Raw genomic sequence first — 19,277 nt, 5'->3', positions numbered from 1 at the left:
TCCTTAACGTTGCCACTGGGCGCGTTTGAGCGACCAGACAAAATCCAGTTTGTGGTAACCAACAAAGTCGGTGTCCGGTAGCGGGGCGGTGGGGTAGACGATGCCGCCGTCTTTGTTCAGGGCGAAATTGAAGTAGCCCTGCTTGGGCGAATACGCGGCGGTGCCATGGCAGGCGAAACACGACGACTGGCTCTGGAACGCTGATTCCAACTGGGAGTTGGCGAGCAAGGTCGGGGTGGTCTTGGACTGCACGCCGATCAACTCATACTGCGCCAGTGCCGGGTACTGGGCCTGGAATGTGCTGTTGACCGGTTGCGCCGCCGGGGTCGGCCCGGTGCTGTTGGTCATCGGCGTGGGCGGGATTGCGTTGGTCACGGTGTACTTGCCGTTATTGCGGTTTTCGAAGGTGGTCCACACCCAGTCGGGATTGAGTTTGTTGATCACATGCAGGCCGCTCAGCGCGGCATACCCCACCACATATTGCGTGCCTTGCTGGTAGTAGGCCTGGGCGATGTAGTAGCCGTCACTGGCCAGTTGCTGCTGGTAACTTTGGTCGTTGCCGATCCACAGCCAGGCGGCTTTGAGCTCCCAGGCAGTGGCGGGAAAATCAAGGTCGCTGGTCAGCGCGGCCTGGCCATTCACGTTGTAGACCTTCTGCTGCACGATGTAATTGAAGGTGTCCTCGCCCATCAGCAGTTGGAAGCGCACCGCCTGGCCTTGTTCGGCGGCGGGTACCTGGCCGCCCATTTCCAGGATCAGCCCGTCCACCTGCTGGGTGGCGTTGAGGTTGTGGAAGGTGCGATTCGGGTTCATACCCATCGCCTGGGCCTGGGTCAGTACGGCGGCAGGCGGCGCCGCGCTCTGGTTGTAGGGTTGGGGCTGGGCGCCATTGGGCAGGTAGACCTGGTCGGAGGGTTTCAAGGTTTCCCACACCACATTCGGGCTCTGTGCAGCGGCCGGCTGATTCAGGCAGGCAAACCAGTTCCAGGCCAGGGTCTCGGGGCTTTGCACGAAGGTGGCCCGGGTCTGATCGAGGTTGCCTCCATACTGCAAAAAGTTCGTGCAGTCGAAGGGGTTGGTGTCTTGGGCATGGGCCAACCCGGCCAGTGCACTCAGGACTGTGATAGATAAGGCTCGCCGCATGGAAGCTCCTTGGCTGTGGCCGGTTCGGTCTGTGGGCGCCCCAGGAAATGTTCCAGGAGCAGTTGCTTCACGGCCGTCGCCGCCAACCGTGGCGGTAACGACAGTGCGCAATCGGTGATCAGCAGCGGGCCGTTCTGCGCGTTGCTCGGAAGGCGACCATGGCTGCCACGCACCAGTGAGGTGTCCAGCGGGATCAGGTCCATGTAGTAGCGAAAGCCGAGTTTTTTTTGCAGCAGGCGCCGCGCCACTTTCAGCGTGGGAAAGCGAATGGCCGGGTCGACAAACAGCTCCACCGGGTCGTAGCCGGGCTTGCGGTGAATGTCCACGGTACGCGCGAAGTCCGGTGCTTTGCGCTCGTCCAGCCAGTAGTAGTAATCGAACCAGCACCCGCTGGCGGCCACGGCCACCAGTTCGCCGCTGCGCGGATGGTCGAGCTGCCAGGCGTGTTGCTCGGCCTTATCCAGCACCTGTTCGATGCCGGGCTGGCGCTGCAGCAGGGCCTTGACCCGAGGAATGTCCTGGGCGCGTTTGACGTAGATATGTGCAATTTGATGGTCCGCCACCGCAAACGCCGGGCTGGCGCCAGGGTCGAGCAGTTCCCAGCCCAGGGACTGGCGCACCTGCAACAGACCTTCGTTGCGCAGGATGCGGTTGATCGACACCGATTGCTCGACCGCATCGATTCCATATTCCGAGAGCAGCATCACGGCGGCGCCCTGGGCCTGGGCAAAATCCAGCAGGCGCCCGACCTGACTGTCGATGGCGCGAACTTCGGCGGCGATCGACGGATGCTCAGGCCCCACGCGTTGCAGGCTGTAATCCAGGTGGGGCAGGTAGATCAGTTGCAGATGTGGCCGGTTGATCTGGAATTCGGTGATGGCGCAATCAACGATCCAGCGGCTCGAGGCAATGCCCGCCGCCGGCCCCCAGAACCCTGGGAACGGGAACTCGCCGATCTGCTGCTCGATCTGCTCATGCAGCCCGGGTGGCGACGAATACAGGCCGAACTGTTTGCGCCCATCGGCCGGGTAGTGCGGGCGCGGGGTGATGGCGGCGTCCACGTCGGCATACATGTTGAACCACCAGAACAACTGGCTGCAGCGAAACCCCGGGATTTCGCGTTGGAGCGTGTGCCAGACCTTTTCCCCCTGGATCAGCCCATTGGGTTGCAGCCAGAAACGCACCTCGGCCTGGTCGCGAAAGTACCAGCCATTGCCGACGATGCCATGCTGCGACGGCGGCGCGCCGGTGAGGATGGACGCCTGCACCGTCGAGGTCACGGCGGGGAATACCGGTTGCAAGTGAGCCAACTGGGCGGTCTTGAGCAACCGGTTGATGTGCGGTGTCGCCTCACCGAGCAGCGCAGGCGTCAGCCCTACCACGTTGATCAGCAGCAGCGGTTGCTCAGAAAGCATCGGCGTAGGCCTCCCGGCTATAGGCGTGCAACAGGCCGCGCTGGCGCAACTGGTCCTCGACCCAGTGCAGTTCGGCGACGATGCCTTCGAGCTGGGCCAGGGTGGTGGTGGGGCGCAGTTGAGCGGGCAGCACGCCCCAGCTGTAGGTCTCGACCTCCAATACCGGGTGAAACTCGACGTGGTCGGACAGGTAGTCGAAGGTCTGCGCCAGCGCCTCCTGGCTGCCGCTGAGTTCGGGCAGCAGCAGCCGTTCGCTGAACAGCGGGATATGGAAGTGAACGCGCAGCTCGCGAAACTCACTGCACTGCGCCAGGGCTGCGGGCAAGTCCGCCCAGGCCACGCGTCGACCCTGTGGGTCGAGAGCCTTCACCTGGTGCAGGTAGGTGGCTTCGGCAAAGCGGCCCAGGGTGTCGAGCACGTGTTCGCGTCGCGGATCATGCGGCGGCGGCAGGCGGCAGATCATCGCGTTGGACAGCTGGACCTTGCCCACCGGTACGCCCGCCTGGCGTAGCCGATCCAGGGACTGGTAACAATCCTCGAACATGACGGCCTGGTGGCACACGTCGAAACACAGGGCCAGGTAGGCATGGTTCGGGTCCATCGCCTGCCGTCGCTGGAAAAACGCAATGGCCTGCTCGGTGTTTTCCAGCACGCAGTCCGGCTCCATCTCCAGGCAGAACACAATTTTCTTGCCGCTGTCCTGGTGCAATTGGGCGAGTGCGGCGGTGAGTTGGCTGAGGTGCTCGTCGGCACGCGCCTGCAGCACCGCGCTCCAGGTGGCGGCATAGCCCAGCGGCACCGTGGATATCACCCCTTGGCGGCAATCCGGCGGTAACGCCTGGGCCAGCAGGTACGCCAGGTCGAGGCTGTAGGCCAACCGCTGCGGGTCGGCCCAACTGGGCAGGTAGACCTCGGCTTTCACCGCGCCCTGATGGAACTCGCCATAGGGGAAGCCATTCAAGGAGGTCAGGCGCAACCCACTGCTTTGCAGCAACGCCAGGAATTCCTGGCGCGCCGCGGGTTGCTGCAACTGCCGGGCCGCGTGAGCGCAGATCCACAAACCACTGTCCTGCACGTCCAACCCGCGCAGGTTGCGCACGCCTCGGAAATGTTCGGCGATCGAGGCCCTGAGCCCGGCCAGGTCGCGGGTCGGGTGCACATTGCTGCAATAACCGACCTGAGTGGCCGTCCAACCGCCGATGTCGCTCATTTGACCACCGGCTCCTGGCCGCGCAGGGCCGAGTTGTCCTGCCATTGCTTGCGCTGGTCGATGGGCAGCGGTGTGCTGACCAGGGCCTTGTCCAGCTGGCCGCTCTGCGCGAAGAAATCCACCGGGTTATGGAACAGCACCTGTTCGACCTGCGCCTGGCTGAAGCCCGCCGCCAACATCGCCTGGCCGGTCTTGGGCACCTTCAGCGGGTCGCTGATGCCCCAGTCAGCGGCACTGTTGACCACCATTTTTTCCGTGCCGTATTCCTGGAGCAGGGCGACCATGCGCTGCTCCGACATCTTGGTGTTGGGGTAGATGGAATGGCCGCGCCAGCAGTCGCTGTCGAGCACCAGGGGCAAGGTCAGTTCGTTGAGGTGGTCGATGATCACCAGGTGCTCGGCAATCCCCACTTCGCGGATCACCGCCAGGGTGCGCTTGGTGCCGCCGATCTTGTCGCGGTGGGGCGTGTGCACCAGCACCGGCAGGTTGAACTGCCTGGCCAGCTCCAGTTGCGCGGCGAGAAAACGGTCCTCTTCGGGGGTGATGTCGTCGTAGCCGATTTCACCGACGGCCACCACACCGTCTTTCACCAGGTAACGCGGCAATATCTCCAGCACCTCATTGGCCACCGACAGGTCATTGGCCTCCTTGGGGTTCAGGCCAATGGTGCAGAAATGATGGATGCCGAACATGCTGGCGCGAAAGCGTTCCCAGCCGAGCAAGGTGTCGAAGTAGTCGATGAAACTGCCGACGCTGGTGCGTGCCTGGCCCTGCCAGAACGCCGGCTCGATCACCCCGGTAATCCCGGCGGCGGCCATGTTCTGGTAGTCGTCGGTGGTGCGGCTGACCATATGGATATGCGGATCGAAGTAGGTGGGCATAGTGAATCCTCTTCAGGGAAAGTCTCAGTTCAGGTACGGGTGCCACTGCGGTGGCAGGTGTCGGCGTTGTTCCGGGTCCAGCAGGTGGAAGGCGATCACCTCGGGCAGGCCGGGCGATATGGGACGGCCCGCGGCCTGTTGCTCTTGCATCAGGTCCAGGGCCAACTGATTGAACGTGGTGCTATGCCGTTGCTTGAGGCCGACCACACGCCCGACGTCCAGGCCCATGCCGAGTGCCTTGAGTACAAGCTGGTGAAAGGCCCGCTCGGGGTAATGGCGTGATGGGTAGGCGTTGTCGAGGGCCAGGGCGGCAAACACCTGCGGGTTGCTGGTGCGTCCGGCCTGCAAGGCCAGCGCCAGGCACTGACCGTTGCTGTCGAGCCAGTCGAGGGCACCGAGCAGGGCGATTTTTTCCTGATCGTCGCCCCACAGGAACCACTGGCGTAGCAGGGGCAAATGTTCGGCAATGGCGGCGGTTTCCAGCACCTGGGCCAGCAGCAGTGCACGCGCCAGGTCGACCTCAGGGGCCGTCAAGTGACGCTTGCACTGGCTGCTCAACAATGCCGCCGTGGTGGCGTCTGGTTGTTGCGCGAGCGTGGCCTGCGCCTGGCGCCACCACAGCGCTTGGCTGTCGTGCAGTTGCTGGCTTAGCGCTTGGCGCAGTTCGATAAGGCGATCCTGGCGCATGTTCATGTCGGCTTGATCCAACGCTGAAAGTGGGGAAGCAGGAAAAACACCAGCACACACAGCAGACTGCCCAACGGCTGGTCGGCCACGGCCAACACCAGCCCATCGAACAGCGGCAACGCCGCCAGGCCTGCGCCGATAAAAGCGCGCACCTGGCGTTGTTGCGGGTTGGCCAGGTGCCTGCGGTAGTGCAGGCCCAACCAACCCAGCCAGAGCAGCAGCACCGGCCAGAACCACAGGTTGTTGGAGTAGATCGCCAGGGCCAGCGGGCTGAGCATCAGCAACAGCGGCAGGCGGCTGACCAGTTGGTTGCGGTGTTCCTGGCGAGCCAGGTAAGTCAGGCCGCTGATGTACACGCCCAGCAGCATTGCGCACAGCCAGATCGGCTCCGGCGGCAGTGCCAGGCTGGCTGCCGCCGTGAGGTACAGCGCCGAGCGGCACGCTCCCATCAGCCATACGCTGTGGGCGTATTTTTTGTGCAGCAGGTTGTAGCCGAAGATGCAGGCCAGCAGCAGCCCCACGCCGCCAAGCAGCCAGTGGGGCTGATCGATCAGGCGGCTCAGGCCCAGCACGGCCATGGCGGCGAGGATCAGCAGCAGCGCCGTGGCCAGGCCCACTTGCTGCCGGCTGGCCAGGCCCAGGGTGATGGGGCGCGGGTTGTGGTGTTGTTGATCCCAGTCGGCGTCCAGCCAGTCGTTCAACAGCATGCCGGCCAGGTACAACAGCGACAGCGTGCTCAGCAGCAACCCCCAGACCAGCGACGACGGCGGCGCCAACGCTCCGGCGCTGCTGGCGAGCAGGGCGGCAGCCAGCGTGTTGGTCCACACCGTGGGCAGGTTGGACACGCGACCCAAGGTCAACCAGGTTTTCAGGTTGGCCTGGCTCATTGCGCGTAACTCAGTGGCAGCGCCAGGTCGCCGCGGTTCGCCAACCGTTGCAGCGCCTGTTCCATTTGTGCGTCATCGATGGCATGCAGGTCTACCGACTCTCCGATGCAACGAAGCATGGGGATCGACAGCTGCCCGCCCAGGTGCTGACGGAACTCCTCCAGGCCGAGCAACACCTGGGAGCGGCCCTGGGCATCTTTCATCTTCAGTTCCGGCGGGCACAGGTTGAAGCCCAGGGTGTGCAGCAGGTTCATCAGCCGTTGCGTGTCGCTAGCGCTCAACAACCCCACGGCATTGGCGTACAGACTGTCCAGGGCCATGCCCACGGCGACGGCTTCACCATGACGCAGGCGGTGCTGGCTGAGGTTTTCCAGCTTGTGCGCGGCCCAATGCCCGTAGTCCAGTGGGCGGCCATTACCGCGTTCGAACGGGTCCCCGGCGCCGGTGATATGCCCCAGGTGCAGTTCGGCGCAACGGCGAATGGCGTAGCGGCTGGCCGGGTGATCAAAGCGCGCGAGGGCGTCGGCATGCTGCTCCATCCACTCGAAAAACACCGAGTCCTTGATCAGCGCCACCTTGACCGCTTCGGCCAGCCCGGCGATCTGGTCGCGGTGGGTCAGGCTGGTGAGCAATTGGAAGTCGTTGAGCACCGCTGTAGCGGGATAGAACGCGCCCAGCAGGTTCTTCTGACCGAAGGCATTGATGCCATTTTTCACCCCGATACCGGCGTCGTTCTGCGCCAGTACCGTGCTGGGGACGCGCACCAGACGGATGCCGCGATGAAAGGTCGCGCAGGCGTAGCCCACCGCGTCCAGCACCGCACCGCCGCCCAGGGCCAGTACGTAGCAATGCCGGTCCAGATGGTGCTGCAGCATGTCGCTGTAGAGCTGCTCCAGGACTTGGGTATTTTTGCTCAGTTCGCCGGCCGGCACGGCGATGGGCGCCGTTTGCAGGTGCAGATCGGTGTGGGCGGCGAAATACGCGTCGATCTGCTCCCGCAGCTGAGGCGCGCTGTGCAGCAGTTGTGCGTCGGCAAATATCAGCACCGTCACTGGCCCGTTGTGCGGTGCGCTGAGTTGTTGATGCAGGCAAGGGTTGCGTGGGTCGAACAGATGGTCGGTGAACACCACCGGGTAGTCATAGCTGACGCTGAAGCAGCCACGCAACGCTTGTTCGGCAGCGGGTTTGCGCAAAGATTTGTATAGGCTGTACCCCGCCACGAACAGCAGCGGTAGCACCATGCTGGCAAGGATCGTCACCAGCAGTGCATTCTGCTCGATCAGGAACGTGCCGATGGCGGTATAGGCCAACGCCAGGCCCGCATTGGCCAGCGTGGTAATCAACAGAAACGCGCGCAGCGGGTAACGCTGCATTCCGGCGGCCACCACCGAAGTTTCCGCCAGCACCGGCACCCCGCGCAGGCAAATCAACGACAGCGTGTTCAGCCGATACGCCAAGTGCCCCGGGCGACGCTGATGCAGGCCAAGACGACCGGATAACAACCGAAAGTAGCCGGCGCCCAACGCGTAGCCCAACCCGGCACCCAGGCACAAGCCGATAAAAATCACCAGGTAGCCGCCCAGGCTGCCGAGCATGGCAACCGCCAGCAGCGCAACCACGCTCGAGGGTACGGGCAGCAGCACATCCAGCGCGAGCAGGGTAATCAGCAGCAGGGCCAGGTTGAGTGCCACACCGGGCGTGGAAGGTTGGTACAGGTTGAGGTGAAGCAGGAAGGCCTGGATCTGTTGCTCGAACAACAGGAAGCTGGCGATGACCAACACGCAAAAGCCAAACAATGACAGCCAGAAATGTTGGGCTGGCCCCTTTTTCAAGAACGCACGATACGGCTGGCTGCGTTTCATCAAAGCATCCCTTCTGAGTATTAAGACTTAAGTTCCGTGTCTGTATTTAGAGCAGCGTCGGGTCTTGTTTCAGAGCAATAGAATCCCTCGCCAGAATGGCTGGCTGAATGAACAATGGCGGTTGGCCTTCACGGTATTCATGAACCTAGACGGTTGTGGTTTTTTTGCAAGTACGTCGAGTCACAACGGCTGTAACGTAGACGGTATGGGCAAGATTTTTATATTCAATACAAATAGTTGTATTGAAATTCAGCGGGCGTCAATAACTTGTTATGAGCCCACATAGTTGAAGTGTTTGTTATGAGGATTATTGCCGCTGGCTATATGGTTTATTATTAAAAAGCGGTTTGTCGAGAATGATTCCGCTTAATGTGCTTGTTGTTTATCCAATGAAACGAAACCCCGCTGATAACTTGTTCTTTAGATAGCCAACTAACGTACTGACCGACTTGGGTACATGGGGCGAGTAGGGGCGGATCAAGTAGATCTCATCGGCAAATACCCCTTTGAGTGTCCAACCCTCGAGCACCTGCACCAGCGTGCCGCTGGCCAATGCGGCGTGGGCACTGAAATCCGGGAGCAGGGCGATACCCAGGTGGTTGAGCGCCGAGTCGCGCAGGGCTTCGCTGTTGTTGGTGGCAAAGCTACCGGCGATGGGCACGGTGATACGCTCGGCGTTGCGTTCGAAGGTCCAGGCCGGTTGGTCGGCCCCGCGTGGGTAGAACAGGCAATTATGCGCAGTGAGGTCGCCGGGTTCGCACGGCTCGCCGTGGCGTTGCAAGTATTCGCGGGTTGCCACCAGCACCGAGGCGGTGTCGCACAGCTTCCACGCCACATGGGTTTCCGGCACCTGGAAACCGTGGCGCACCGCCAGGTCGTAGCCCTCGGCCGCCAGCGAACTCAAGGTATCGGAAACATCCAGTTGAATGCGCACCTGCGGGTAGAGCTGCAAGAACTCCGACAGATGCGGCACCAACTGTTGCCGGGCAAAGGCCACCGGCGCGGTGAGGCGCACCAGGCCGCGAATCTCCCCGGCCGAGTCGCGTACCGAAGAGAAACTGCGCGCGATTTGGGCATAGGCGCTGCGCACTTCGCGGGTCAGGGACTGCCCCGCATCGGTCAGCCGTACGCTGCGTGTGGTGCGGGTGACCAACCGTGTACCGGTGGCTTTCTCCAGGTCCGAGATGCGCTGGCTGACGGCGGACTTACTCACGCCCAGGCGCGCCGCGGCGGCGGTGTAGGTGCCTTGCTCCTCCAGCACCGACAGCCAGTGAATATGGGTCCACAATCCCTCGATCTCGGCTTTTTCCATGGTGCTATTGTTCGCTTGTATGGACAATAAGTTCTGAATTCTGCTCTGGTTGGGAACAAAGCGAAAGCCTATCGTGGCTTCCATTGCCATCCACCAGGGAGCCTCTGCCATGACTACCACCCTCGAGCACTACATCAACGACCAGCGCGTGAGCCGCGATGATCGCTATCAGGACGTCTTTAACCCGGCCACTGGCGAAAAGACCGGCCGCGTCGCCCTGGCCAGTCGCCAGACCGTGTCCGAGGCCGTCGCCGCTGCCCAGGCTGCGTTCGCAGGTTGGGCCGACACACCGCCGATCCGCCGTGCTCGCGTGTTGTTCGAGTTCCTGCACCTGCTGCGTGAGCGCAAGGATGACCTGGCGCACATCATCGTCGCCGAGCATGGCAAGGTCTTCACCGATGCCCAGGGTGAAGTCGACCGTGGTATCGACATTCTTGAGTTCGCTTGCGGTATTCCCAACCTGCTCAAGGGCGAGCACTCCGACCAGGTGTCCCGTGGCATGGACAACTGGACGATGCGCCAGCCTCTGGGCGTGGTGGCGGGCGTGACGCCGTTCAATTTCCCGGTAATGGTGCCGATGTGGATGTACCCGATCGCCATTGCGGCGGGCAACACCTTCATCCTCAAGCCGAGCCCGACCGACCCGAGCGCCTCGCTGTTCATGGCCGAACTGCTGCGCGAAGCCGGCCTGCCCAAAGGCGTGTTCAACGTGGTGCAGGGCGACAAGGAAGCAGTGGATGCGCTGATCGAACACCCGGACGTCAAGGCCGTGAGTTTCGTCGGCTCCACGCCGATCGCCCAGTACATCTACGAAAGCGGCGCCCGCCACGGCAAACGCGTGCAAGGGCTGGGCGGCGCGAAAAACCACATGGTGGTAATGCCCGACGCGGATATCGAGAAAACCGTCGACGCACTGATGGGCGCCGCCTACGGCAGTGCCGGCGAGCGTTGCATGGCCATTTCCGTCGCCGTGCTGGTAGGCGATGTAGGTGACAAGGTCATCGCCGCCTTGACCGAACGGGCCAAGCAACTGCGCATCACCGATGGCCGGGACTTGAAAGCCGAAATGGGCCCGATCGTGTCCCGTGCCGCGCTGGAGCGCATCAGTGGCTACATCGAACAGGGCGTGCAAGCCGGTGCGCAATTGCTGCTCGACGGGCGGGGTTACGTGCCGTCCGAGGCCGGCCTGGAACACGGCTTCTGGCTCGGCGCCACGCTGTTCGACCACGTGACCCGGGACATGAGCATCTACCGCGAAGAAATCTTCGGCCCGGTACTGGCCTGCGTGCGCGTCAACGACTTCGCCGAAGCGATCAAACTGGTCAACGACCACGAGTTCGGCAACGGCGTCAGCTGCTTTACCCGCGGCGGCCACATTGCCCGCGAGTTTGCCCGGCGTATCGAAGTCGGCATGGTCGGCATCAACGTACCGATCCCCGTGCCCATGGCCTGGCACGGGTTTGGCGGCTGGAAGAAGAGCCTGTTTGGCGACATGCATGCCTACGGCACCGAGGGTGTGCGCTTCTACACCAAGCAGAAGTCGATCATGCAGCGCTGGTCGGAGAGCATCGAACAAGGCGCCGAATTCGCCATGCCGGTATCCAAGTAACAACCTGCAGAACGCCGTAGGGTAAATGTGGGAGGCGGCAAGCCCTAATGCCAGTCAGTTAAGCGTAAGTGCCGTCTGTAGGAGCGAGCTTGCTCGCGAAAAACGTCAACGATAACGCGTGTTGCCTGAATGAACGCGGCGCCTGTGAGTTTTTCGCGAGCAAGCTCGCTCCTACAAAAAGCCTTAACTGACTGGCATTAGGGATTGCCCCCTCCCACAAGTTTGTCGCATTCAGGCATCCCATCGTGCAATGGAACAATTTCTTACCTCAGTACCACACAGGGTGGACAAATCTACCGCCGTGTTTCCTACCGTGGTCGAGAGAACATTCCACTCGCATGATGATGAATAATGACCACCAATATTCTTGCATTTCCTACTGATCGCCATTGGGCCAGAAACCTTGAAGGGGGCGCAGAAACAGCGAGCAGTCGTACCAAGCGATCTTCGGGTTCTGACGCAGCGGGCAACAGTGAGGCGCCCAAATCGGCATCAGGCCCCTCAGCCGCCAGCCCGCCTCAGGTCACCGGCGGCTCATCGGTCCATGTGGGCAAAAATAATGCGCCATCGGAACTCAGCAAAAGCTCTGTGAGTTGGGTGAGTTATCAGCACGGTGTCAACCTGGCCGAAGCCATCGAGCCGGGCTCTTCGAAGCGGATGACCCAGGATGAACTGATCGCCTTGCCCGGCAAAATGAATGCTATGGCGGTGACACCCGAACAAGAGCTGTTGATTGCGTCGACGCGCATTGGCCCCGCGCTGGAGTGGGCCGTTGCCAACGGCATTCTTGAATATAAAACCGAATTTTCGCAGGCGGACATTCAAAAAGCCCTTGCCGCATTGGATCAGCATCTTGAAAAGATGGCGGGTGCCATCGGTAGCCTCTCTAGCCCCATGCCAATGAGGAAGGATTATTTCCTTGGGACGCAACAGGTATCGCCCATCAAAGGCCATGCCGATCCGGATAATAAAAAATACCCGGTGGCTATCTACGATGACCAAAAATTCGGCGAAGACTTCAAAGCCGATCTGGCGAACAAGAAAGCCGCCTACGGCACGATAATCCAATACGCTCTCTCAACGCTGCCCCCGGCGGATCAAATCGCCATAGCGCACGGTGACGTCGGTGTGTATGCGATGAAGTCACCCGGAGAGGGCGGCGAGCCCGAGCGCACTACGTTCTTGATTAAAGCGGTTCACGAAGGAAAGACGACGGTCTATGAAGTCAACCCTGAACGGGGGACCGTGGTTAAGCGGGACGATTACGTCGGTGTATTTCAGGGCCACAGTGTCATCGGAAAACAACGTTTACCCGACGGCAGTTATGCGAACGCATTCACCGCGTGGCCAAAACCCAGCATTCAAGGGCAGCGTTATGAGGCGAAAGCTGATCAGCCAGTGGGCGCCCGATCGGACAATACGCCGTTTTCCGCCCAGCTTTATACGTTGGAACCGCTGGCGACCTTTCCGGCCTCTGCGCAAGGCAGCGCCGGAAAGCCAACCTATCAGGCAAAGTTCGTGGAGCGAACCGGTCAGATCGGCACGACGGTGTCCGAAAAACTGTTTTTTATGAAGGATCTGGATTTGCTGGAGAGGGCAAAAGAGGATCCGGAGCGCGTGACTGAAGCCGAAAAAGAGGACAGAGACAACTATCAGACATTCAAGGCCGACAGGGAGAAGCGTCGTGAAATCCTTAAAGGTTTCGTGCCTTTTTGGCACGGTGTCGAGGCAATAGTTGCGGGTCGCCCGTTCGAGGGCATCGCGCAAATATGGATTGATCTGCTCTCACTGTTTACGCCTGTTGAACAAGCCGCCGCTGGCTTGACCAGGGGAGTTGTCCGATGGGTCAAACCCATCCTCCCGAAGTTTTTGAAACCGTCGGTAAATTTTGCGAGTTACAGCTTAAAGCCTGGGGTTGCCGGGGTTAAATGGGAAGGCGGCGTACAGGGTTTGAAGTGGGCACCCAATGCTTCCAAAAAAGCCTCTCAGGGCATTGAGCAGTTCAAGGCTGCCGCCGTGCCGTTGCCCCGCAGCCAACCGGGTGTCAGACAGATCGAGCTGAATGGTGTGAAGTATTTTGCTTCCGAAAAGCCTGATGCCGGCGATGGCGTCCACTATGTGTTACGCATCGCCAAACCGGATGACCCTACGAAGTTAGTCAGTAGCGGAAAAATTGCCAAGCCTGATGACGCAGGTGTCTGGAGGAGAAGAGGCGTCGAGGGCGGCGGGAAAATATCAGAGGTTTTTTCGCAAAAATATAGAGATGCTCGTAAGGAACTGGCTGGCGTTGTGGAAAAACACAAGCAGTCAGGGGGCGCGCTCTCCGAGCAGCAGAAGGACGAGTTCACCAAGACCCTGACTAAACTTGTCGGAGAAAGTAATGCTGATGATTTTGAGCATGTGGGTACTTATACTCGCGCAGGCTCAGACTTCGTCAATCAGCCCCTGCGTGCGAATCGGCGTACGCCGGAACTTGAAGCGTTTTTGCGTGAGTTTGATCAATTAAAGCCCTATGAGGGCAAGGCGTATCGTTCGGCGTTCGTCACCCCAGAGGGTGCAAATCGGCTTAAAAATGGCGTAGGCAAAGTCTTCCAGGATCCTGGCGTACAGTCCGCCTCGGCGACCGTGCACAATTCAGTGGAGTGGGAAGGTTGGGCGAAAGGCGTGGCAAAAGGTCAGGGGCAGGGGACTCAGCAGGTCGTCTATGTCTTTGATGAGTCCATACCGAAGAAGAACGTATCAACCAGTTTCTTGAAGGATCATGTCGCGATCGGCGCGGGCCAACCCGTCAAAGTATTGGCTGTCCAGGAACACGGTGGAAAGTTGTTCGTCTATTTTTCGTCGCCTTCCGAGGTCCCTGACCATCTCTACAATATCTACAATGGCGCCCAGATTTATTGACGTCATAGGCTTTCGGCACGGACGCATAGCCCTGATCATTCCCACATCCCGTGGGAATGATCAGGGCGGGTTCAGCGCCGCCCAGCCCGCGTACTCACATCCACCCACACCGCCAGCACCAGAATGCTGCCCTTCACAATCATCTGCCAGTAACTGTCCACATCCAGCATCGACATACCGTTGTCCAGGCTGGTAATCACCAACGCCCCGAGCAACGCGCCATACACCGTGCCCGAACCGCCGCGCATGGACGTGCCACCGATAAAGCACGCAGCAATGGCGTCGAGTTCACCCATGTTGCCCGCCGACGGCGAACCGGCCGCGAGGCGGGCGGTGTTGACCAGGCCGGCGAGGGCGCACATCACGCCCATGATGCCGAAGATCCATAGCTTCACCGCCTGTACGTTGATACCCGACAGGCGCGTGGCTTCCATGTTGCTGCCCACCGCGTAGACGCGACGACCGAACACGGTCTGGCTGGTGACGTAGCTGAACACGCCGAGCAGCACCAGCAATAACAACACCGGCACCGGGATGCCGTCGTAGCTGTTGAGGGTGGTGACGAACCCGGCCAACACCACGCCGATCACCCCCACGCGCAACCCATCACGCACTCGCGAGTGCGCCGCCAGGCCATGCAAGGCGCGGTTGCGCCGCTGCTTCCAGGTGAGAAACACGGTCAGCGCAAACAGCAGCACGCCCAGGCCGACTCCTACCGTATGCGGTAAATAGCCCTGGCCCACGTACACCAGTGACGGCGATACCGGTGCGATGGTGGTACCGCCGGTAATCCCCAGCAGAATCCCGCGAAACGCCAGCATCCCGCCCAAACCTACGATAAACGACGGGATACGCAGGTAAGCCGTCATGTAGCCGTTGGCCAAGCCGATCATCAGCCCGCACAACGCCACCAGGCTCAGGTTGGCCAGCAGCGGAATGTGGTACACCACGTCCAGGATCGCCGCGAGCCCGCCCAGCAGCCCGAGCAACGAGCCCACCGACAAATCGATCTCGCCGCTGATGATCACCAGCACCATGCCGCAGGCCAGGATTCCGGTGATCGACATCTGCCGCAGCAGGTTCGACAGGTTGCGCGGCGTCACGAAGCCGCCTTCGGTCTGCCAGCTGAAAAACAGCCAGATAAACGCCACGGCGATGACCAGGGCCAGCATTTTATAGCGGGTAAAAAGGTGTTTGACCTGATTCATCTACGCGGTCTTCCGATCATGATGGTTTTGGCTGAGCGCGGCGGCGAGCACCTGTTCCTGGGTGAGGTCTTCATTGATAAAGTTGCCACGCAGTTGCCCGTCGCCGATCACCAGCACGCGGTTGGACACGCCCAGCACTTCGGCCAGTTCCGAGGAAACCATGATGATCGACACGCCTTCGGCCGCCAGTGCGCTCATCAGTTTGTAGATCTCGTACTTGGCGCCCACGTCCACGCCGCGTGTGGGCTCATCGAGGATCAGCACCTTGGGCTTGGCCATCAACATCTTCGCCAGCACGGCTTTTTGCTGATTGCCACCGGACAGGCTGGTGATCGACAGCGACGGGCTGGCCGTCTTGAGGTGCAGGCGGGCGATCTGTTGCTCGATGCTGCCCAACTCGGCTTCGGCGTTGATGCGCGTCAGGCGCGAGTAGGTTTCCAGCACGGTCAGGGTGATGTTCTGGCCCACCCCGAAATCCGGAATGATGCCTTGGCGCTTGCGGTCTTCGGGCACCATGCACAGCCCCGCGCGGATCGACTTGAGCGGCGTGCGCGTGTCGACCGGCACGCCGTCCAGCCACACTTCGCCGCTGTAGCGGCCGGGGTAGGCACCGAACAGCGCCGATACCAGTTCCGTGCGTCCGGCGCCCACCAGCCCGGCGATGCCGAGGATTTCCCCGCGCCTGAGCACAAAGGAAATATCGTCAACGCGTTTGCGCTTGGGGTTGTCGACGTCATAACAGGTGACGTTGCGTGCTTCGAAAATCACTTCGCCCACCGCGTGGGGTTCGGTGGGGTAGAGGTTGTTCATCTCGCGGCCGACCATCTGGGTGATGATCTGCGGGATATCCATGTCGGCCATGGCGGTGGTCGCGATGTGTTTGCCGTCGCGGATCACGGCAATGGTGTCGCACACCGCCGCCACTTCATCGAGCTTGTGGGAGATGTACACGCAGGCCACGCCCTTGGCCTTGAGGTCTCGGATGATATCCAGCAGTACCTCGATTTCCGAACGGGTCAGGGCCGAGGAGGGCTCATCGAGGATCAACAGGCGTGCCTGTTTGTTCAGGGCCTTGGCGATTTCCACCAGTTGCTGGTAACCGCCGCCGTATTGCGACACCGGCAACGCCACGTTCATGTCCGGCACCTTGAGCTCGCGCATCAAGGCTTCGGCGCGGTGGAGCATGGCCGGGTAGTTCATGCGCCCGCCGGGCAAAGTCAGCTCGTGGCCCATGAAGATGTTCTCAGCCACCGACAGGTCAGGCACCAGGGTCAGCTCCTGGTGAATGATGACGATGCCGGCAGCCTCGGTTTCGCTGATGGACTGGGCCTTGAGCGGTTGCCCATCCCAGAGGATTTCACCCTCCCAGGTGCCGTGCGGATAGACCGCCGACAGCACCTTCATCAAGGTGGATTTACCGGCGCCGTTCTCACCGCACAGGCCGACACATTCCCCCGGCCGCACGTTGATATCGATACCGTTCAGGGCGGGCACACCGCCAAAGGTCTTGACGATGCCGCGCATTTGCAACAGGTAGTCGGACATGACCATCATTGCCCGGCAATCTGTGCCTTGGTATAGAACCCGTCCTTCTCCAACAGATCGATATTGGCCTTGGTCAGCGGGGTGGGCGTGAGCAGGATGGTGTCGACCTTTTTGCTGCCGTTGTCGTATTGCGAGCTGTAGCTAGGTTTTTCATTGCGCGCCAGTTGTACCGAGAGTTTGGCCGCCTCGGTGGCGATCAGCTTGAGCGGCTTGTACACGGTCATGGTCTGGGTGCCGTCGAGCACGCGCTTCACGGCGGCCAGGTCAGCATCCTGCCCCGAGATCGGCACCTTGCCGGCCAGCTTCTGTGCGGCCAGGGCCTGGATCGCACCGCCGGCGGTGGCGTCGTTGGAAGCGACGATGGCGTCGATCTTGTTGTCGTTACGCGTCAGGGCGTTTTCGACGATGCTGAGGGCCTCGGTAGGGTTCCATTCCTTGACCCACTGTTGGCCGACAATCTTGATATCACCCTTGTCGATGGCCGGTTGCAGCACCTTCATCTGGCCTTCGCGCAGCACCTTGGCGTTGTTGTCGGTGGGGGCGCCGCCGAGCAGGAAGTAATTGCCCTTGGGCGCGGCTTGCAGCACGCCGCTGGCCTGCATCTCGCCGACTTTTTCGTTATCGAAGGAGATGTACGCGTCGATATCGGCATTGAGGATCAGGCGATCATAGGACACCACCTTGATCCCGGCCTTCTTGGCTTCGGCGACGGCGTTGGTGAGTACGGTCGCGTTGAACGGCACGATGACGATCACATCGACACCACGGGAGATCAGGTTTTCGATCTGGGAAATCTGCTTCTGCTCGTTGGCATCAGCCGACTGTACAAACACTTTGGCATCCAGCTTTTCGGCTGCCGCCACAAAGTAGTCGCGGTCGCGGGACCAGCGTTCCAGGCGCAGGTCGTCGATGGAAAAGCCGATTTTCGGGTGAGCGGAATCAGCCATCGCCGGCAGGGCGAGCAAAGCCAGGGCAGAGGCAAGAAGAGTGCGTTTGAATGACTTCATAGTGGTGCGTCCTTTTATTGTTGTAGTAAGACTCTGTAGTGAGCGGGCTCGCCCCGCGCTGGGTGGCGCAGCCGCCCCAAACCCAGGCACCGCGGTCTTCCTGACATAGCGTAGCGTCCCTGTCTGGGGCGGCTGCGCCACCCAGCGCGGGGCAAGCCCGCTCACTACAATCAGCTGTAGATGAAGCGGTTCACGACACCTTCGAGCATCTCCTGTCGCCCGCTCACGGCCTGCGGGTTCAGCTCATGGGCAAATGCATGCTCGGCCAGGGACTCCAGGCTGTACTCGCCGGCCAGTACGGCCTGGCCCAGCGGCTGTCGCCAACCGGCATAACGCTGGTCCTTGAATTGTTGCAAGCGGTCGTTCTGCACCATGGCGGCTGCGCGTTCCAATGCCAGGGCCAAGACATCCATGGCGGCCACGTGCCCGTGGAACAGGTCGACTTCGTCCAGGCTTTGGCGACGGACCTTGGAGTCGAAATTGTAGCCGCCATTCTTGAAACCACCGGCCTTGAGGATTTCATAAGTGGCGAGGGTCATTTCCTCGACGCTGTTGGGGAACTGGTCGGTGTCCCAGCCGTTCTGCGGGTCGCCACGGTTGGCATCGATGCTGCCGAAAATGCCAAGGGACACGGCGGTGGCAATTTCATGCTGAAAACTGTGCCCGGCCAGGGTCGCGTGGTTGGCCTCGATGTTCACCTTGATTTCCTGTTCCAGGCCGTACTCATGCAGGAAGCCGAACACCGTGGCGCTGTCGTAATCGTACTGGTGCTTGGTCGGCTCCTGGGGCTTGGGCTCGATCAGCAGGTCGCCCTTGAAGCCGATCTTGTACTTGTGCTCCACCACCATGCGCATAAACCGGCCGAGCTGCTCGCGTTCGCGCTTGAGGTCGGTGTTGAGCAGGGTTTCATAGCCCTCGCGACCGCCCCACAGCACGTAGTTGGAGCCTTTGAGCCGCAAGGTGGCGTTCATCGCACTGCACACCTGGGCGGCCGCATAGGCAAACACCTCCGGGTCCGGGTTGCTGGCGGCGCCGGCGGCAAAACGCGGGTTGCTGAAGCAGTTGGCGGTGCCCCATAACAGCTGGATGCCGGACTGTTCCTGATGACGCTCCAGGTGATCGACCATCTGCGCAAAGTTATGGCGATATTCCTTGAGCGAGCTGCCTTCGGGGGCGACGTCCGTGTCGTGAAAGCTGTAGTAATCGATGCCCAATTTGGAGAAGAACTCAAAGGCGGCCTGCGCCTTGCCGATCGCCAGCTCCATCGGCTCGCCACTGCGCTGCCACGGCCGCTTGAAGGTGCCCAGGCCGAACACGTCCGAGCCCGGCCACACAAAGGTGTGCCAATAACAAACGGCCATGCGCAAGTGCTCGCGCATGGGTTTGCCGAGGATCAGTTTGTTGGCGTCATAGTGGCGGAAGGCGAGGGGCGCGTCGCTGTCGGGGCCTTCGAAGCGGACCTTCTCGACACCAGGGAAATACTGCATGGCGTTTTCCTTATTGTTCTTGGCGGTGTCTGGATACTAGCAACGGCGTTGGGCCCGCCGATTATGAAAATCACCAAGGGAGGGTGCGATTTTGAGTGGCGGGGTTTAGTCTGTGGCGACTGG

Annotated in this window: 14 protein-coding genes; 2 read left to right on the top strand and 12 right to left on the bottom strand. The window is 61.0% G+C overall.

Annotation, left to right across the window (positions count from 1 at the left end; translation table 11 throughout):
* Nucleotides 1-3: 3 nt before the first annotated feature.
* From MJP36_RS19820 to MJP36_RS19785, 8 genes are all read right to left on the bottom strand, one after another.
* Nucleotides 4-1,143 carry a hypothetical protein gene (locus MJP36_RS19820; RefSeq protein ID WP_244383835.1) on the bottom strand — a complete coding sequence of 380 codons (1,140 nt, stop codon included), beginning with the start codon at nucleotides 1,141-1,143 and terminating at the stop codon, nucleotides 4-6.
* The gene (locus MJP36_RS19815) at nucleotides 1,113-2,558 is read right to left on the bottom strand and encodes an alkaline phosphatase family protein (protein WP_090371891.1); all 1,446 of its coding nucleotides are present in this window, start codon (nucleotides 2,556-2,558) and stop codon (nucleotides 1,113-1,115) included. The genes MJP36_RS19820 and MJP36_RS19815 overlap by 31 nt, the downstream gene beginning before the upstream one ends.
* Complete coding sequence (gene eboE / locus MJP36_RS19810; protein ID WP_244383834.1) at nucleotides 2,548-3,768, bottom strand: metabolite traffic protein EboE; 1,221 nt, start codon at nucleotides 3,766-3,768, stop codon at nucleotides 2,548-2,550. Before eboE ends, MJP36_RS19815 begins: the two co-directional genes overlap by 11 nt.
* Entirely contained in the window at nucleotides 3,765-4,649 is an 885-nt protein-coding gene (locus tag MJP36_RS19805) for a TatD family hydrolase (protein WP_090371887.1), read from the bottom strand. Before MJP36_RS19805 ends, eboE begins: the two co-directional genes overlap by 4 nt.
* A gap of 24 nt (nucleotides 4,650-4,673) precedes the next feature.
* Entirely contained in the window at nucleotides 4,674-5,342 is a 669-nt protein-coding gene (locus MJP36_RS19800; protein ID WP_244383833.1) for an EboA domain-containing protein, read from the bottom strand.
* On the bottom strand, nucleotides 5,339-6,223 hold the full coding sequence (locus tag MJP36_RS19795) for a UbiA family prenyltransferase (RefSeq protein ID WP_244383832.1): 885 nt from the start codon (nucleotides 6,221-6,223) through the stop codon (nucleotides 5,339-5,341). Before MJP36_RS19795 ends, MJP36_RS19800 begins: the two co-directional genes overlap by 4 nt.
* The gene (locus MJP36_RS19790) at nucleotides 6,220-8,085 is read right to left on the bottom strand and encodes a 3-dehydroquinate synthase (protein WP_244383831.1); all 1,866 of its coding nucleotides are present in this window, start codon (nucleotides 8,083-8,085) and stop codon (nucleotides 6,220-6,222) included. Before MJP36_RS19790 ends, MJP36_RS19795 begins: the two co-directional genes overlap by 4 nt.
* 382 nt (nucleotides 8,086-8,467) lie before the next feature.
* Complete coding sequence (locus tag MJP36_RS19785) at nucleotides 8,468-9,397, bottom strand: LysR family transcriptional regulator (RefSeq protein WP_060755425.1); 930 nt, start codon at nucleotides 9,395-9,397, stop codon at nucleotides 8,468-8,470.
* Nucleotides 9,398-9,506: 109 nt separating this feature from the next.
* On the opposite strand from MJP36_RS19785, the gene MJP36_RS19780 reads away from it, so the two are divergent.
* On the top strand, nucleotides 9,507-11,006 hold the full coding sequence (locus MJP36_RS19780; protein WP_244383830.1) for a CoA-acylating methylmalonate-semialdehyde dehydrogenase: 1,500 nt from the start codon (nucleotides 9,507-9,509) through the stop codon (nucleotides 11,004-11,006).
* A 351-nt stretch (nucleotides 11,007-11,357) separates the two neighbouring features.
* Complete coding sequence (locus MJP36_RS19775) at nucleotides 11,358-13,907, top strand: hypothetical protein (RefSeq protein ID WP_244383829.1); 2,550 nt, start codon at nucleotides 11,358-11,360, stop codon at nucleotides 13,905-13,907.
* A gap of 71 nt (nucleotides 13,908-13,978) precedes the next feature.
* On the opposite strand, the gene MJP36_RS19770 is transcribed toward MJP36_RS19775, so the two are convergent.
* The 4 genes from MJP36_RS19770 to xylA all read right to left on the bottom strand — a co-directional run bounded on the left by MJP36_RS19770 (nucleotide 13,979) and on the right by xylA (nucleotide 19,154).
* Nucleotides 13,979-15,115, bottom strand: a complete 1,137-nt coding sequence (locus MJP36_RS19770) for a sugar ABC transporter permease (RefSeq protein WP_090371873.1) — start codon at nucleotides 15,113-15,115, stop codon at nucleotides 13,979-13,981.
* A complete protein-coding gene (xylG, locus tag MJP36_RS19765) occupies nucleotides 15,116-16,669 on the bottom strand; it encodes a D-xylose ABC transporter ATP-binding protein (RefSeq protein ID WP_244383828.1) in 1,554 nt (517 codons plus the stop codon).
* Entirely contained in the window at nucleotides 16,666-17,667 is a 1,002-nt protein-coding gene (gene xylF / locus MJP36_RS19760; RefSeq protein WP_090371868.1) for a D-xylose ABC transporter substrate-binding protein, read from the bottom strand. The genes xylG and xylF overlap by 4 nt, the downstream gene beginning before the upstream one ends.
* Before the next feature lie 170 nt (nucleotides 17,668-17,837).
* Nucleotides 17,838-19,154, bottom strand: a complete 1,317-nt coding sequence (xylA, locus tag MJP36_RS19755; protein WP_244383827.1) for a xylose isomerase — start codon at nucleotides 19,152-19,154, stop codon at nucleotides 17,838-17,840.
* Between the last annotated feature and the right edge of the window lie 123 nt (nucleotides 19,155-19,277).

It is taken from the genome of Pseudomonas palleroniana (genome assembly GCF_022836895.1).
Taxonomy (GTDB): Bacteria; Pseudomonadota; Gammaproteobacteria; order Pseudomonadales; family Pseudomonadaceae; genus Aquipseudomonas; species Aquipseudomonas palleroniana.
Note: the sequence above shows the minus strand (reverse complement) of the source record. Positions and strands in the feature narration are given on the sequence as shown.